The sequence below is a fragment of the Sphingorhabdus sp. EL138 genome (assembly GCF_900258045.1).
GTDB lineage: Bacteria > Pseudomonadota > Alphaproteobacteria > Sphingomonadales > Sphingomonadaceae > Parasphingorhabdus.
Genome location: NZ_OGVD01000001.1, coordinates 499647 through 515082, shown reverse-complemented (window position 1 = coordinate 515082; position 15436 = coordinate 499647). Strand labels below are relative to the sequence as shown.

The following is a 15436-nucleotide window of genomic DNA, read 5'->3' as shown; positions in this document are numbered from 1 at the left end:
CTAATCAGGCTTCAGATCAACCACAGGAGCAAGACATGGCCATACCCGAGACTATCAATCATCAGGACAGATTACTCTCAGTCAACATCAATGAGCAGGAGCCTGTTCAGCACCCCACCGACGGCTACTTCATTCAGGCGCTGTTTCTCGACCCCGAAAACGGCACCTGGGTGCTCTATGCGAAATTCCCGCCCGGAACGCTGCTGCCGCGTCATTTCCACACCGGCACCGTCCACTTCTTCACCACAAAGGGGACGTGGAACTATGTCGAATATCCGGACGACAAGCAGGTTGCGGGCAGCTATCTCTATGAACCAGGCGGATCAATCCACCAGTTTTCCGTGCCGAAGGATGCCGGGGAAGATGCCGAAGGCTTCATGGTGGTGACCGGTGCCAATGTAAATTTTGATGATGATGACAATCTGATCGACATCACCGATGCCGGAGCCATTGAGCAAGCCATCATGGGCGTCTGCCAGATGATGCAGCGCGATGCGCCGCGTTACATCAAACCGGGAGCCTCAGCAGGCTTTTCTTTCGGATAAATCTTAAATTGGAGTGGAAACCATGAAAGTTGCTATCATTGGCGCTGGCATAGCCGGTCTTGCCGCAGGGCATGAATTCACCAAACGTGGCCATGATGTCGAGATCTACGAGGCATCTGACAAGGCTGGTGGCCGGGGGCAATTGCTCAATCGCCCCGGAACGAATGACTGGGCCGATGTGGGGTCGCAATATTTCCATTCCAACTACAGCAACGCGCTCAGGATCATTGATGAAGTAGGTCTGACGCCGAAGCTTAAGAAAATCAAAGGCGCCAGCCGCATGTTCACGGGCGATGGGCCGGAGCAATCCTATCTGCTCAGCCCGCGCCTACCGTGGATGAGTCCGGGTGGAATTTCGGGCAACTTAAAAGTGGCGCTTTACCTCGCAAAGCTACTTTTGAAAAATCGGTCGCACACCTTTGCTGCCGAAGCCGGACAAACACCCTATGACAATGAACTGGCGATGGATTCGGCCTCAGCGACATTTGTTCAAGATCATATTGTCCGTATGTTGACGCTCATTGGTGGCCTGAGTGAACCAGCCGATCATGATGTGAATATGCTGCAAATCTACCGGCTGGTGAAAATCATCCTACTGACGGATTATGTCTCGCTGGAAGGTGGCACCGCCACGCTCCATGCGGAATTGGCGAAACGTGCAAACATTCACTATAACAGACCGGCCAAAACACTAGTTACTGAAAATGGCCAGGTGACCGGTTTTGAACTCGAAACCGGTGAGATCGTTGCAGCTGACCATGTCGTTGTGGCCGCTCATGCCCCCCGAGCCGCTGCGCTGGTTCCTCCCGAATGGGAACAGGAAAAGAATTATCTGTCCAGCATTGAAATGCCGCCCGCCATTCTTGTTTCGCTGTTTCTCGACTGTGAGCTGGAAAAGGACGTCTGGACCTATTTCCTGCCGTTTGAAGATCGGGACAATCGCAACAATGTGACCTTCTGTGTTGACACGCACCAGAAAAGTCCCGGCAACACACCATCGGGCAAGGCAACCCTTCAGGCCTGGATCATCAGTCCGCAATCAGAGCCTCTAATGGGTAAAAGTGACGATGAACTCGGAAAGATTGCACGCCACGATATCGCCAAATATCTACCGCATGTCGACAATCATATCGAGGGATATGCCGTGACGCGTCACCAGAACGCTATTCCACAATCATCGACCGGACATAATGAAAGAACACTCGCTTTCCTCGATTCCGTTGATCAGAGGCACGGCGTGTCCTTTTGCGGCGATTATATGTCCGGCGGATACATGGAAAGTGCTCTTTGGAGCGTGGAGCGTGCCGTCAAGAAGTTTACGGATCAGCAAGGCCTGAAGTTGGCCGCCTGAACCATCAATCAATCAAACCAATGGATGATCGACAATGGCCTACCTAAATCCATCAATTCCCGGACGAAAACTCGCTGCAGTTTCGGCAATCATTTCGCTTCCTTTTGCCTATTTGACGCAGGCGCTGTTCATGATGGCTTCCGATGGTGATGTTGCAATGTTTCATGACGGACAGCAGATGCTTAATCTGGCACAAGACAAAGCCAGCATGTTCTATGCCGCCATGTGGACGGATATATTGGGTTACTATCTGATTTTCTTGCCGGTCATCATTTACGCATGGAAGATAGTACGCGAGATTGATGAAAGCTTGACTGACATCAGCTTCCTCTGCGGGTTGATTTACTGCCTGCTCGGTTCGTTTGGCGCAGTGAACATGGCCGGGGCATTTGATGCGCTATACGCGAGTTACGCAACTTTGCCGGTATCAGAACAAACTCAGGCAATCGCCGCATGGGAAGCCACCATAGCCGGTAACTGGCGCGGTTACTGGCTACTGGAAGCGGTACTGGCCGCAATCTGGCTTGGCGGACTGGGGCGTCTGCTGATCGTTGCAGGACTCAAAGGTTTGGGCATTGGCGCTATATCTCTTGCCATTATCTGGGTGGCGCAATTCAGTCTGTGGCAGGTTGGGACAGTCGAAGCATCTGATGCAGCCCTTGCACTGGTTGTCATCCTGTCACCGCTCTGGGCGGTTTGGCTGGGACTGACATTGCTGCGTCTCCAATCGAACACAATCACAACATCCCCGAACCAGGAGAAAATGGCATGACTGACAATCCCTGGTTCTATCCCGACAAGGTCAGCGCTGGTGCGGGAGACACCGTGACCTTGTTCGCGAGCGCACCTGCTTCACCCTGCACGTTGACTGTAAGCCGGATCGGCGCAGCGGTGGAGCAGGTCGCCAAATTCGAGAATATCAATATTGCGCATCACGAAACGCCCGCCGATGCAGATACCAACGGCTGCGGTTGGCCTGTTGCATTTTCATTTGAAGTCGGATCTAACTGGCGAACCGGATTTTATGACCTTACCCTAACTGGACCGGATGGTGCTAAAAGCCAGCATTTCATCTGCGTGCGCAATCATAACGCGGCCACCAAGGCCAAGGCCGTTCTGATCCTGTCCACCAATACCTACGCAGCTTATAACTATTGGGGCGGACGGAATTCCTATGCTGATGTTGCGGGATTGATGACGGGCAAGGCGACACCAGATGAATCGCGTGCGGGAGCGATTGGACGGCTTTCCCGCATGCGTCCCTATCCGCAGACCATGTTTGCACCCCCGGGCGATCCGCCGCGACTGATCAACTATGAACCACGCTATGTCGGACAGATGCCGATTCCGGGCAGCCTGGAATGGATGCAGGAACATCAGCCGACACCCTATGACGGTTCCACCTGTTTCCTCAAAAAATGGGAGCATGTCTTCACGCGTTGGGTGGAGGAGCAGGGTTATGAAATCGACTTTCTGACGGATCATGATTTTGAAGACTATCCGGATGCGCTCAACGACTATGAAACCGCAATGGTGGTCGGTCACAGCGAATATTGGTCGGTGAACCAGCGCTTTGCCGTTGAGCATTTTATTCAGCAGGGCGGCAATTTCATAAACTTCTCCGGCAATTCCTGCTACTGGAAAATACGCTGGGAAGATGATGGCAAAACCATGATTGCCCACAAATGGGCGGGTGAAAACAATGACCCGCTCTGGGCCAACCCAACTACGCGCAAGGATGCCACACATCTCTGGTCGCATCCGGAATTCGACGCACCGGAAGCGAGATTTCTTGGCTTATCCTTCCTCTATGGTGGCTATCACCGTATTGCCATGTGCGCTGCTCGCGGTAGTGCAGCCTACACCATATACAATGACGAGCACTGGGCGCTTGCTGATACCGATCTCTACTACGGCGATTGTATCGGCGGGGATGTGCCCTTGATCGGTTATGAAAATGACGGTTGCCCGATCCAGTTTGGCGAAGATGGCCTACCCAAACCGGGCGGTGGGCTGGGCGTGCCGGAAAATCTGGAAATCATCGCCATGACCCCGGCTACGCTGGCAGAATCAGATCGCAGCCCTTTCCCCAAGGTTATTCCACTCGAAGACCGGGAAATCCTGACCCGCGTTACTTTCGGCGAAGATACACCGGATAATCGCGGCAAACTGACGCGCGGCCACGCCGTTATGGCGAGTTTCAAATGCGGAAAAGGCGAAGTGTTCAACGCTGGCACCACTGAATGGGTGCACGGGCTTGCCGCTAGTAATCCCTTCATCGAGAAAATCTCACACAATGTTCTGAGCCGCTTTGGTGTAACACTGGCCAATGACGGAGACGATTAAATGGCCAACGCAAAATCCGATGCGTATTGAACGCCGCTTCCAGTCAAATTTTTACAAACGGTTTTCCCGCTCCACAATCGCTGGATTGTTATTTGAGTTAGATTAGCTTTCTGATGTCCGTTGACGGGATGAATCAGACGTAACCAGACCATCCGCTTTCGGCCCAGGTCCAGACTTAACATTGACAGGATTGTCTCCGCCCTGACGTCCGCTATGTCCTGAAAGCAAAGTCTGCTGATCAATCCGCCCAGATTTCCAGGTGGTTCTTCCGTTCAACCCGGCGGCTGGTTTTCAGGTCCAGAATTGGTTCGAGGCCGGTTTCGGCAAAGAGCGCACGAACCAACTGTTGATCTGGCCTGTCCAGGCCGTCGACCCAATCTGTCAGGCGCTGGAGCAGGAAAAAGCGATAGGGCATTACCGCTGTCGTGATCTCATGTCCGCGCCAGTTAAAACTGGTCATGCCGATTCCCCGGCCAAGTCGCATTTTGCTGGGATCGACTTCCGAATTTTTCTCCAGCCACTCGTTGGAGAATTCAACATGGGCGGTGATTTCTCTCAGATATTCATCGGCGACAAATTCCATCAGGGATTTCAGCGTCCCGGGGATTTTGTCATCAGCAAATAGCTTGCCGTCAGCCTGTTCCATCTCTTCGTCGATAAATGTCTCCGCCATGTTCATTCGTTCGGTCCAGCGGAACACCCTTGGCGCGCTGGTCTGCATCAAATGGAGGGGCTTGGGATCGCGCGCCAGATGTGGATAGAGCGGTCCGAACAGGCCAAAGTCACCGATGGTCGGATGGCCGCCGAGCAGGAACGGCGTCTGTTGCAAATGTGCGTTAAAGCGACCGAGAAAATCGGCATAGCTCTCTTCCACGGTCGCAAATGTCTCCGGTGTTACCCCAAAAGCCACGGCCGCTTTTCGCATCCGTCCGCTGGCATGGTCAAAAGCAGCTGCCTCTCCTTCTGGGCCTAATCCATCGGGTAGTACATCACGAAATGTATCGCGCAGGAAGGGTAGGTTTACCGCATCAAAATTCCAGCGATAATGCATGGCTGGACGCAACAAGCCCTCACCGCCAAACAGCTCAAACAGATGTGCCACTGCGCGCATGACCGGTGTTTGCGGATAGATAGATTTTTCACTTGCGGCGCTTGCTTCAAAATGATCAAGAATGACCGTGCCGTCCTGAAACAATTCCCCCCCCGGGGTTTCGACAACCGGAATGATCCAGCGATTGACTTTCGGTACAATCTGCTCGGTAAAGCGCTTGCCGCCTGCTTTTTGCTCTACAAACGGGATATGGTTCTGCCGCATGTAGGCGCGCACTTTGCCCGTATAGAGCGATCCGGCCATGCCGTAGAGAATATGGGGTTTGATCATTGATGCAGTTCTTTCGACTGAGGAAGATTAGAAGCGATAGCCACCATTGTTGATGCGGTCATGCTGGTCGGCACCGAGTTCGATGAAGTCCTGTTGTCCCGGTTCAAGGAACCAAATCGGATCGTTCACTGCATCAATATCAAAGCCTTCCTTCACCAGCTCAACCTTGCGGAATTTAAACGTACCAGTGGTCTCTGCTTCCGGCTGAATGCGGATGAACAGCGGTATTGCATAAACTGGAAGATGCGCTGCCAAATGCTCACGCAGCCCGCCAATATCAAATCCTTTGCCTGCGGTGATGGCCGCCATGCCCGCACGCCCCTCTGTTTCAGGAACCTCCACACCGTACACGTTGGCGAGATCAATGCCCGGATATTTGGATAAAGCATCACAAACTTCGTTTGTTGCTACATTCTCCCCTTTCCAGCGAAATGTGTCACCGATACGGTCAACAAAATAGACATAGCCTTCGGCATCACGGCGCATGAGGTCTCCGGTTCGAAACCAGCGGTCGCCGGGTTCAAAAACATTGGTAAGAATTTTGGATTCGGTGGCTTTCTTTTCATGATAGCCCGAAAATGACTCGCGCCCGCTGGTCCCAATTCGCCCAAGAGCCTCACCGGGTTCATCAGTATCTGTCTTGATGCAAAATCCGTTTGCGTCGCGGATAGGCTGTTCTTCGACGACATCAAATTTCACAAAAGCAACACCCATCTTCTTTTCAATCCATTTGGGCATCTGGCCGACGGCTCCAATTTTTCCGTCAAAATTGACGAATGCGACATTGCCCTCCGTTGAGCCATAAATCTCGTGCATGGTTGAGATCTGGAACCGATCAATGAAGGATCGCCAAACGTCACCACGCAAGCCGTTGCCAAAACCGGCGCGCAGTTGATGGCTTGTTTCTTTGGGGTGCGGTTCAGCATTGACCAAATAGCGGCACAGCTCACCAATATAAACGAACAGGTTCGCACCATTGTCGGTCGCGTCATCCCAAAAAGCGGAGGCTGAAAATTTGCGCCGCAATATAACGGTTGCGCCCACGTAAAGCGGGCCGGTAATGCCCATGCCTCCGCCGGTAATATGATACAGCGGGAGAACATTATAGACGCGGTCTCCGGCTTTAACTCCGCTTAACGCAATCGCTGTACGCGATGTACCGCGGATGCGCATCTGCGTGATTTTTGCCGCTTTTGGCAGACCAGTGGTGCCCGATGTATAAATATACAGACAAGTGTCAGAACCGCGAATATGCGAACGAATTGCCGGATCGGGGCGATCTGTGCTGTGCTTTGCAAGTTGGGTTTGCAGGTTTTTTCCTATTTTGCCGTCAAAGTCCCAGATCACCATGTCATCAGCAAGCGTATCCCTTATGGCTTCGGCTCGCTCGGCCTGAACGCCGGCTGCAATAATTGCCTTGCTGTCCACAATGCCGACGCAATGCTTGAGCCCGACACCTTCCAGATTGGTATTGATCAACGCAGTAATCACACCGATTTTCGATAGGCCGAACCAGGTCGCCACAAAATCCGGGCGATTTTCCATAATCAACGCAACGGTGTCGCCAGATTGAAAACCTTGCTCGATGGCCCAGTTGGCAATCTGATTAGCGCGCTCATCAAAAGCGCGATATGTTAGAGTTTGTCCTTCAAAGACGAAAACGGTGGTATCCGGCGAACGATCGACTGTGGCTTCAAACTCATCGGCCATTGTTACAGGCGAGTCCGGCTGCAAGTCCTTTATGCTGCGTAGAACACTGGAAACGCGTCTGGCAAAAACAAAATTTCTCTTGAAGCTTTTCAGCATTTTTCAATCTCCAGAATTTTCATGGAAGAAACTGTTTAGCGTCAACTGAGGAAATTATGAGAGGAAATATTATATTGACACTAGTTGTGTCATATTAGATGATGGCCGTCAAGAGTATCTCTAACCATGAGGCCCGCCATGAAAAAGAAATTGCTTACCATCTTTGGCGTGTTGACCCTAACTGTGGTCATATTGGTGATGGCTGCTCCGTCCATCGTGCACGCGCTCGGAATGCATCCTGATTATGACGGGCCAACCTACAAACTGCCCGGCAAAAAGGCGCTCATCATCGCCACCAATCATGGCGTGCTCAACAATCCGGGTGAGACGACGGGCGACCCCACCGGGGTTATGGCATCGGAGTTTACCCATCCCTATTATGGTTTTCTCGACGCCGGGATGGATGTGGACGTTGCGAGCATCAAGGGCGGCGTAATTCCCGTTGATCCACAGACCCTTGGCCGGATGGTTATCACGGCCGAGGACAAACGTTATCTGGAAGACCCGGTCCTTCAGGGCAAGATCAAGAACAGCATCAAAATCGATGATCTGGATTTCACACAATATGATGCAATCTTCATATCGGGCGGCTGGGGTGCGGCTTATGATCTTGGCTATTCCGAAAAGCTGGGAGAGAAAATCAGCGAAGCCTATCTTGCCGGAAGGCCGATAATTGGTTCCGTCTGTCACGGGGCACTGGGGTTGATCAAAGCCAAGGACGAGGGCGGGAACGCCATAATCGCTGGCCGGAAAATGACCGGTGTCAGCGACAAACAGGTCAAGGAACTGGGTATCAACATGACCCCGATGCATCCCGAAACGGAGCTTCGCAAGGCGGGTGCGCTGTATGAAAGCCGGACCGCCTTTCGTGACGTGTTTGCGACCTATGTAGTTGTGGATGATGAGAAGCGTTTTGTGACCGGACAGAATCAGAATAGCGGCCATGTCACCGCCCACAGGATGATGGGGATCATCTCAAATCTGCCTGCCGCCCCGGTACCCGAAAATGAGGAAACGACAGAATGAAAAAGCATCTGCGCACCGCCCTTTGGGTGCTGACCGGTCTGATTGCGGTGAATTTTCTTGTTACAGGACTGCGCTGGGCCGTCGCTCCGTCGGGCGCTGCCGAAGCGTTCAACATGTCTTTGTTCAACGGCGCAGCTCTTAGCAGTCAAATCGGTGATATTGGCGCATTCTTTATCGGTCTGGGGCTGTTTGTGTTGCTTGGTCTGGTGACCAAAAAGCGCGAATGGTTTTTGGCAGGGGCGATACTGGTTTTTGCCGCCGCCATATTCCGGACCCTGGCCTGGCTTTTTCACGGAGCCTCTTTGATGATGCAGTTCATTGTTCCGGAGATTGTGATCGGTACATTGTTGCTCGTTGCAGCGAAAAAACTGACTGCTGATCACCCGCAAAAACCGGAATGAAGAAGATCATTTTCAATCTTTTCCGCGTAGCTCTGGCCAGTGCGCTTTTGACGGTTTTAGGCACTGCCGTCAGTGCCCAAACTTCCCCGCCCAATATAGTTTTCATCCTCGCCGATGATCTCGGTTTCACCGACACTGCACCTTATGGCAGCGAGATTAACACGCCGACCATATCTGTGCTAGCGGCCAAGGGCTTGCGCTTTTCCAACTATCATACCGCAGGCAGCTGCGCGCCCTCGCGTGCGATGCTGCTGACCGGTGTTGATAGTCATCGGGCGGGGGTTCCGAATATCCCTGAAATGCTCCCGCCCGAGCAGACACAATACTCCCATTATCGCGGCGTTCTGGGCCACAATGTCGTGACTATTGCGACGTTTTTGCAGGATCAGGGCTACCACACCTATATCGCCGGCAAATGGCATCTGGGGATGACGCCGGACCTGCTGCCCAGCGCACGGGGATTTGAGCGCAGCTTTATCATGGCCGATTCCGGCGCGGATAATTGGGAACAGAAACCCTATCTGCCAATCTATGAGCAGGCCAACTGGTTTGCCGATGGCAAACGGACAACACTGCCCGATGATTTCTATTCCTCGCGATTTCTGATCGACAAGACCATAGAGTTTATCGATGAAAATGCGGGCGATGGCGCACCGTTTCTGGCCTATGTTCCGTTTCAGGCCGTGCATCTACCAGTACAGGCGCCGCAGGAATTTATCGATCGCTATATGGAAACCTATAATGGCGGTTGGGACCAGTTACGGCGACAGCGTTATCTGAAAGCCGTTGAGCTCGGCCTGGTTCCGGGGAATAGCGCGATGGTTGATATGCAAACCACGGCGGACTGGAACAAACTCACGCCAAAACAGAAAAAATATCAGGCCAAACGCATGGCGGTCTATGCAGCGATGGTCGAGGCAATGGATTTTCACATTGGCCGCCTGATCGCTTATCTCAAAGACATTGGCGAATATGAAAATACAATATTCGTTTTCACCTCTGATAACGGCGCCGAACCGAGCGGACCAGCCGATCCCGATGCCGTTGCGACCAGATTTGTGCTGGCCAGGCAGGGATATGAAAATGACTATGAAACACTGGGCCTCAAAGGCAGTTTCAACAGCATCGGCCCCAGCTTCGCCAGCGCGGCTGCATCGCCTTTGTCTTATTATAAATTCTATTCTGGCGAAGGTGGCATGCGCGTGCCGCTGATCATTGCGGGAGAAAGCCTGCCATCGCAATCCGTCATGACCCGAGCTTTCAGTTTTGCCACCGATATAGCGCCCACGATCCTCGAGCTGGCGGGAGTGGAAAAACTTCAACCGCGATTTGGTACCCTGCGTTATGGAGGGCGGAAGGTTGAACCAATGATTGGACGCAGCCTTGTTCCCTTGATCAACGGTGAGCAGGACCGAATTTACGGTGCAGATGAGCTGATTGGCTATGAACTGGGTGGAAACAGCGCGCTGTTTCAGGGGGATTACAAGATCGTTCTCAACCGGGGCCCAGTGGGCGATGGGCAATGGTATCTGTACAATATTGTCGATGACCCCGGTGAAACGCGGGATCTGTCAAAAAGCGAACCGAAGCGCTTTCAGGAAATGCTTAATGCCTATGTCCGGTACACGAAAGAAAATGGTGTGCTCCCGGTTCCAAAGGGCTTCAACGCGCAGCAGCAAGTCGCTCTCAACGGACTGCGCGAACAGGCGGGGCCTGCGATCCTGATCGGCATCCTTTTGCTGCTGATCATAGTTCCAGCTGGCCTTTATGCGCGCGCTAGGCGCAGATCAGAATGAACAGGAATGATATATGAAAAAATGGACGCTCCGTATCTCAGGCACTTTGCTGCTGTTGTTCCTATTCCTGTTCTGGCTAGCCTTTTTCTCGCCGCGCCCGCCGCTCACCATAGATCCGGCGACGCTGGCAGGAGACGGCAGCACCATCAACTATTGCGAAATGCTCGAACTTGATGGCAGCGGAAAAATGGCGGCGGACATCGCCAAAGGGAATACACCGGGCTGTGCCTATGATCATTTCCCGCTTCCCGTATTGGCAGAATGTACCGAGCCCCTTGTCGAGGGTGCGGACGATATGCGCGGACTGTGGATTGGTGTGGGCGGTGATGAGAATGCCAAGATCGGCCATCTTGAGCGTGTCGAGCAATGCGGCGACCGCACGGTCATAACCGCTGCCGGGATTATCCACGATTCCGGGACTAACAAAACTGGCGGTTTCAATTCAAACGACACTGAAGGCTCGGTGCTGTTTACCATCGGTGAAAAGGAATATTGCAACCGGACCTCTGCCAGCATGAAATGGCGGGATGGGAAGCTGGATTTCAATGTCTTCGGCTGGGGTCCGGTGGTTGTGCGCCGCTATATGGATGGCAAGCAGCTGGTGTGGGAATATGCCGATGGATCGACCACCAAAATGAACCGGCTTTGCAAATTGCCAGAGGAACATAAAACTCCCAAGCCAAGAGGCCCGCGCTATTCGCTTTTTGGGGATTAGGTCTCTAGCCTAGGTTCCCATTATAATCGCCTTGGCAAAGGCCGGTCTTTCAGTAATCCGCTGCACATAGGCCTTCAGGTTCGACATATCATCGGTCACGCAGCCCAGGCGGTTGCTCATAAATGCCGCATGGCCGAGCATGATATCGGCTCCGGAAAAATCACCGATTAGATAATCCTTGCCTTCCAGGGCTTCGTCCACCGGTTTCCAAGCCTTGGTCAGCAGGCGCTTGGCCTGCTCACGCACGGTTTCGTCCTGTCGATCGGGCGGCAGCAATAATGTGTGAACCACGATGGTGTTGACCGGCGGCATCACCATACCTTCGCAATAGTGAAACCATTGCAGGTAATAGGGGTAGTTCGGATCATCGACCGCCGGTTTCAAACCACCGTTTTTGTGGCGCTCGAGGATATATTCCACAATCGCGCCAGACTCGTAAATCGACACATCGCCATCTTCGAGCACGGGAATGCGGCCTAGCGGATGGCGACCGCGATGCTCATCCGATTTCAGATCCTTGGGATGAAAAGCCATAGCGTTAAGCTCATAGGGCAGTTCCAGCTCTTCAAGCAGCCAGCTGATCCGGCTGGCCCGGCTGTTCGGGGCAAAGTGCAGTTTGAGTGTCATGACATTATTTCCCTTGTGAAGCCGCGAGTTCTTTTGGAGTTACAAGGCCATCCTTGTTCGCGTCTACTCTTTCAAAAGCCCTGTCATAGGCACCGAAACGCTTGATCGTCGATGCCCGGCCAATATCGTCGGCCGCATTGGCATTGATGAATTTCCGAAACTCCGACTTTGTCAGCTGGCCGTCCTCATTGCCATCGGCCTGACTGAAATTTTCCTGGGCAGCCGTCCTGTCCGCGGCGGCGTTGAGCGCGAGGGCCGGAGACGCAATGGTCAGGGCGAAAAATGATACCGGAATCGAAAGGCGCATGGCTGGTTTCCTTTGTTGAATATTGTCAGATTGAAATCATGATGCCGCGGCTGGGTGAGACATTGTTATCAAGCATCTGCTTCCAGATCGAGGCGATTTCGTGCGCACCCGATATCTTCTCGATCGTTATCTGGTCTGAAACCGATTTGGCGATCTCGGCGCCGGCCTCAGAACCGCGTCGCCAGATTTCGCCTGCCCCCCATTCGGCGTCGCGTTTGGCAATGTGCCCGGGGGCAAAGAAGAAAGTGGGCACCGCACCGGGCAAGTCCTTGTCGCGTTTGCGCTCAGCCTCCCAGTGGGTTGCACCGACTATGCAACTTTCAACCATGTTGTCGCCCAATAGTCGATGTAACTTGCCAGTGAGCGGGCCATCCCCCGACATATCAACCCAAGCAGATGGAAGACTCGCTTCAATCTCGCCTTCATCGCCATAGGTCACAATCTGATCGCAACAATCGAGGCTTTCGACGAAACCCACGTTGCCGGATGATGTCAGGCCCACAACTTTTTGACTCACCGCGGGATCGTTCTTGAGTAGATGGGCCAGACCAAAGCCGGTCTTCGATGATACCGAACCGATAATAACCTGCTGCGCACCGAAGAAATCATTGTCGATCAAATAGTCATAGAGAACGAAGGAAGTGACGAAGAGCGGGAAAAGCAAGCAGCGCTCATTTTCAAGCGCGAGAAGGAAGTCCGGTTCGCCCCGTGTTCGGCGATATTGATTGTAGAGCGCGGGAAGCTCAGCGCGGTGCGGCGCCTCATCCATAAAGAAATCATCTGCCGTGCGACCGGGTTCCAGGATCACCTCGCTGGCCATCGGGAAGAAACCATATAGCCGTTCGCCTTCAGAAATGGCGTCGCTGCGTGATTCGACCACATCTCCCATCGCCCAGCCGGGGACTTTGCCCCATTCACCTTCCGCCGGGAAATATTTCCAATAACCAATCGCTTCGCCAGAAACGGCATAACTGACATTATTCGCCGTCAGCCCCATCTTGTCGACGGCAACACGAATCTGCCCGTCTTCAAGCGGCTTTTGGTCGCTTTCGACAACCTTTGTTTCGCGCAATTTGTCGCGGGTTACCCGTAGCTCGGTGACTTTGGTCATTTCAGTTGGTCTCCACTGATTTAAGAAATTTCAACGCCTCGGCGGCATATTCCTGTGGCACATCCTCAAGCAGGAAATGAGAACCGCCTTTGAGGATGACCGGTTCATAGTTCCGGGTGCCCGGAATGATAGGCCGCACGCTATTGAAGCCTTTTGGAGCGATCTGATCCTTGTCTGAGAATAGATTGAGGAACGGCTTTTCAAAGCTTTTGAGTTTTTGCAACGCGTGCCAGTTTTCGGTCAGCATCGGGTTGTCGTTCCGGGTCGGCAGCATCTGTGTGAACTGGCGGTTGCCGGTTAGATATTTCTTATGAGGGTAGGGCGCTGCAAAGCCGGCAACATCGGCCTTTGGCATGTTGGTTAGGGCAATATTGCTAAGCGTTTTCCAATGCTGCCAATTCTTCTTAAAACGGATGTAGAGCTGGAATTGGCGCAGCATCTTTGCGCCCGGACGCGTCATTGTCGCAATCGGTTCGTCGGGATCCAGCACAGGAAAGCCCGTGTTCGACATAATGACGCTGGCAACGCGGTCCTGATTGTCTGCAATCGCACGCAGGCCGATAATCCCTCCCCAGTCATGTAGGATAAAATGGGCACCTTTCAGATCCAGCTTGTCGAAGATCGCTTCCTCCACCCACGCTTGATGGCGCGGGATCGTATAATCCTTCATCTTGGTGGGCTTGTCCGAACGCCCCATGCCGATCAGGTCGATGGCGATGGCGCGATACCCATTCCCGGCCAGAACGGGGATCAGCTTGCGCCACATATAGGACCATGTCGGATTGCCATGGATCATTACAACAGGCTGGCCGTCACGAGCCCCCTCATCCACATAGTGTAGGCGTAGGCTTCCGCCTTCGGTATCTGACACATCAACATAGTTAGGCGAAAATGGATAGTCAGCAAGACCATCAAAACACTCATCGGGCGTACGCAAAACTTCCATTTAGATTCAGCCTATCTTGAGCAACAATTTGCCATGGTTTTTGCCTTCGAAGACCATATCGAAAGCATCGGGGAAATTTTCTATTCCCTCCACTATATGTTCGCGAAACTTGATCCGGCCCTCTGTCCACGCCGGCACGAGCCACTCCAGCGCTTCGGGCACGCGGTGCATATAGTCACGCATTGTAAAACCGCGCATGGTGAGGCTGTGAGTGACAACAGTCATGAAATTGGCCGGGCCGGCTGCGCTCGCGAAATCGTCATATTGGGAAATGCCGCCGCACACGACAATTCGGCCTTTATAATTCATCTGGTTCAATACGGCGCTCAATATATCACCGCCAACATTGTCAAAATAGAGATCAATGCCATCCGGGCAATTTGCGCTTAGTGCGGCGTTGATATCGTCGTTTTTATAGTCAATTGCAGCATCCAGACCCAGTTCATCGGTCAGATAGCCACATTTGTCGGAACCGCCGGCAATACCGATAACCCGTGCACCGGCCAGCTTGGCGGCTTGTGCAGCCACACTGCCAACAGCTCCGGATGCTGCCGATACGACTACCGTTTCGCCGTCTTGGGGCTGGCCGATGTCGGTCATGCCAAAATAGCCGGTGTAACCGGTCATGCCGAGACCCGATAGAAACATATGGGGCGAAACGCCGGGAAGTCCGATCTTGCGTAAGCTCTCCTGTTTAAAAACGCCATGCGTCTGCACACCGGTAAATCCCGTGACCTGATCGCCCACAGCAAGCCCTGTCGCCCGGGATTCCAATACTTCACCCATACCAAAGGCACGCATGACACCGCCCGGTTTCACTGGTGGCATATAGCTGCGCTTGTTGGTGATCCAACCGCGCATGCCTGGATCAATGGAGATATAGTCAAGCCGAACCAGCACTTCTCCTTCTTCAATGGAGCGCAATGGATCATGAGTGATGCGCCAGATGTTGCGCGCGTTTCCCTTACCTGGATAGTCTGACATCCGAATTTGTACTGGTTTGTTATCTGTCATTCCGTTGGTCCATAATTCATCGATATATTGACACTATATGTGCTATAATACCCAAACTCCTGCA

General features: G+C 52.9%; 15 protein-coding genes. 8 read left to right on the top strand and 7 right to left on the bottom strand.

The window, feature by feature from the left end; translation table 11 throughout:
- Positions 1–35 precede the first annotated feature (35 nt).
- From DK507_RS02490 to DK507_RS02475, 4 genes are read left to right on the top strand one after another with little or no spacing between them, the layout of a single operon-like run.
- Positions 36–545, top strand: coding sequence for a 2,4'-dihydroxyacetophenone dioxygenase family protein (locus tag DK507_RS02490; protein ID WP_109354550.1), 510 nt, complete (start codon positions 36–38; stop codon positions 543–545).
- 22 nt (positions 546–567) lie between these two features.
- A complete protein-coding gene (locus tag DK507_RS02485) occupies positions 568–1896 on the top strand; it encodes an FAD-dependent oxidoreductase (RefSeq protein WP_109354549.1) in 1329 nt (442 codons plus the stop codon).
- Between the two features lie 34 nt (positions 1897–1930).
- Positions 1931–2668 (top strand): hypothetical protein, encoded by a 738-nt coding sequence (locus DK507_RS02480; RefSeq protein WP_109354548.1) that lies wholly within the window; start codon positions 1931–1933, stop codon positions 2666–2668.
- Positions 2665–4242 carry a N,N-dimethylformamidase beta subunit family domain-containing protein gene (locus DK507_RS02475; protein WP_109354545.1) on the top strand — a complete coding sequence of 526 codons (1578 nt, stop codon included), beginning with the start codon at positions 2665–2667 and terminating at the stop codon, positions 4240–4242. The genes DK507_RS02480 and DK507_RS02475 overlap by 4 nt, the downstream gene beginning before the upstream one ends.
- A gap of 238 nt (positions 4243–4480) precedes the next feature.
- Here the strand turns inward: DK507_RS02475 and DK507_RS02465 are convergent, their stop codons facing one another.
- Both DK507_RS02465 and DK507_RS02460 read right to left on the bottom strand, forming a co-directional pair.
- Positions 4481–5623 (bottom strand): glutathione S-transferase C-terminal domain-containing protein, encoded by a 1143-nt coding sequence (locus DK507_RS02465; protein ID WP_109354541.1) that lies wholly within the window; start codon positions 5621–5623, stop codon positions 4481–4483.
- 27 nt (positions 5624–5650) lie between these two features.
- The gene (locus DK507_RS02460; protein ID WP_109354540.1) at positions 5651–7429 is read right to left on the bottom strand and encodes a long-chain-acyl-CoA synthetase; all 1779 of its coding nucleotides are present in this window, start codon (positions 7427–7429) and stop codon (positions 5651–5653) included.
- A gap of 138 nt (positions 7430–7567) precedes the next feature.
- Between DK507_RS02460 and DK507_RS02455 the strand changes: the two genes are divergently transcribed.
- Genes DK507_RS02455 through DK507_RS02440 form a run of 4 tightly spaced genes read left to right on the top strand, consistent with a single transcriptional unit; the run spans position 7568 to position 11367 of the window.
- On the top strand, positions 7568–8455 hold the full coding sequence (locus DK507_RS02455; RefSeq protein WP_216822318.1) for a type 1 glutamine amidotransferase domain-containing protein: 888 nt from the start codon (positions 7568–7570) through the stop codon (positions 8453–8455).
- Positions 8452–8856, top strand: a complete 405-nt coding sequence (locus DK507_RS02450) for a hypothetical protein (RefSeq protein ID WP_109354537.1) — start codon at positions 8452–8454, stop codon at positions 8854–8856. Before DK507_RS02455 ends, DK507_RS02450 begins: the two co-directional genes overlap by 4 nt.
- On the top strand, positions 8853–10652 hold the full coding sequence (locus DK507_RS02445; protein WP_109354536.1) for an arylsulfatase: 1800 nt from the start codon (positions 8853–8855) through the stop codon (positions 10650–10652). Before DK507_RS02450 ends, DK507_RS02445 begins: the two co-directional genes overlap by 4 nt.
- A 13-nt stretch (positions 10653–10665) precedes the next feature.
- A complete protein-coding gene (locus DK507_RS02440; RefSeq protein WP_109354535.1) occupies positions 10666–11367 on the top strand; it encodes a hypothetical protein in 702 nt (233 codons plus the stop codon).
- Positions 11368–11376: 9 nt separating this feature from the next.
- Here the strand turns inward: DK507_RS02440 and DK507_RS02435 are convergent, their stop codons facing one another.
- The 5 genes from DK507_RS02435 to DK507_RS02415 are packed head-to-tail and all read right to left on the bottom strand — an operon-like array spanning position 11377 to position 15372.
- The gene (locus DK507_RS02435) at positions 11377–11994 is read right to left on the bottom strand and encodes a glutathione S-transferase family protein (RefSeq protein WP_109354534.1); all 618 of its coding nucleotides are present in this window, start codon (positions 11992–11994) and stop codon (positions 11377–11379) included.
- A gap of 4 nt (positions 11995–11998) precedes the next feature.
- Positions 11999–12301, bottom strand: coding sequence for an EF-hand domain-containing protein (locus DK507_RS02430; RefSeq protein ID WP_109354533.1), 303 nt, complete (start codon positions 12299–12301; stop codon positions 11999–12001).
- 25 nt (positions 12302–12326) lie between these two features.
- Complete coding sequence (locus tag DK507_RS02425) at positions 12327–13412, bottom strand: DUF2855 family protein (RefSeq protein ID WP_109354532.1); 1086 nt, start codon at positions 13410–13412, stop codon at positions 12327–12329.
- Position 13413: 1 nt separating this feature from the next.
- Entirely contained in the window at positions 13414–14358 is a 945-nt protein-coding gene (locus tag DK507_RS02420) for a haloalkane dehalogenase (protein ID WP_109354531.1), read from the bottom strand.
- A gap of 6 nt (positions 14359–14364) precedes the next feature.
- Positions 14365–15372: an NADP-dependent oxidoreductase gene (locus tag DK507_RS02415; RefSeq protein ID WP_109354530.1), complete on the bottom strand. Its 1008-nt coding sequence runs from the start codon at positions 15370–15372 to the stop codon at positions 14365–14367.
- Positions 15373–15436: the final 64 nt, after the last annotated feature.

Bases quoted from the DNA above. Each gene is read 5' to 3' on its own strand.
- DK507_RS02490 (WP_109354550.1), top strand. From the start codon at position 36: ATGGCCATACCCGAGACTATCAATCATCAGGACAGATTACTCTCAGTC.
- DK507_RS02485 (WP_109354549.1), top strand. From the start codon at position 568: ATGAAAGTTGCTATCATTGGCGCTGGCATAGCCGGTCTTGCCGCAGGG.
- DK507_RS02480 (WP_109354548.1), top strand. From the start codon at position 1,931: ATGGCCTACCTAAATCCATCAATTCCCGGACGAAAACTCGCTGCAGTT.
- DK507_RS02475 (WP_109354545.1), top strand. From the start codon at position 2,665: ATGACTGACAATCCCTGGTTCTATCCCGACAAGGTCAGCGCTGGTGCG.
- DK507_RS02465 (WP_109354541.1), bottom strand. From the start codon at position 5,623: ATGATCAAACCCCATATTCTCTACGGCATGGCCGGATCGCTCTATACG.
- DK507_RS02460 (WP_109354540.1), bottom strand. From the start codon at position 7,429: ATGCTGAAAAGCTTCAAGAGAAATTTTGTTTTTGCCAGACGCGTTTCC.
- DK507_RS02455 (WP_216822318.1), top strand. From the start codon at position 7,568: ATGAAAAAGAAATTGCTTACCATCTTTGGCGTGTTGACCCTAACTGTG.
- DK507_RS02450 (WP_109354537.1), top strand. From the start codon at position 8,452: ATGAAAAAGCATCTGCGCACCGCCCTTTGGGTGCTGACCGGTCTGATT.
- DK507_RS02445 (WP_109354536.1), top strand. From the start codon at position 8,853: ATGAAGAAGATCATTTTCAATCTTTTCCGCGTAGCTCTGGCCAGTGCG.
- DK507_RS02440 (WP_109354535.1), top strand. From the start codon at position 10,666: ATGAAAAAATGGACGCTCCGTATCTCAGGCACTTTGCTGCTGTTGTTC.
- DK507_RS02435 (WP_109354534.1), bottom strand. From the start codon at position 11,994: ATGACACTCAAACTGCACTTTGCCCCGAACAGCCGGGCCAGCCGGATC.
- DK507_RS02430 (WP_109354533.1), bottom strand. From the start codon at position 12,301: ATGCGCCTTTCGATTCCGGTATCATTTTTCGCCCTGACCATTGCGTCT.
- DK507_RS02425 (WP_109354532.1), bottom strand. From the start codon at position 13,412: ATGACCAAAGTCACCGAGCTACGGGTAACCCGCGACAAATTGCGCGAA.
- DK507_RS02420 (WP_109354531.1), bottom strand. From the start codon at position 14,358: ATGGAAGTTTTGCGTACGCCCGATGAGTGTTTTGATGGTCTTGCTGAC.
- DK507_RS02415 (WP_109354530.1), bottom strand. From the start codon at position 15,372: ATGACAGATAACAAACCAGTACAAATTCGGATGTCAGACTATCCAGGT.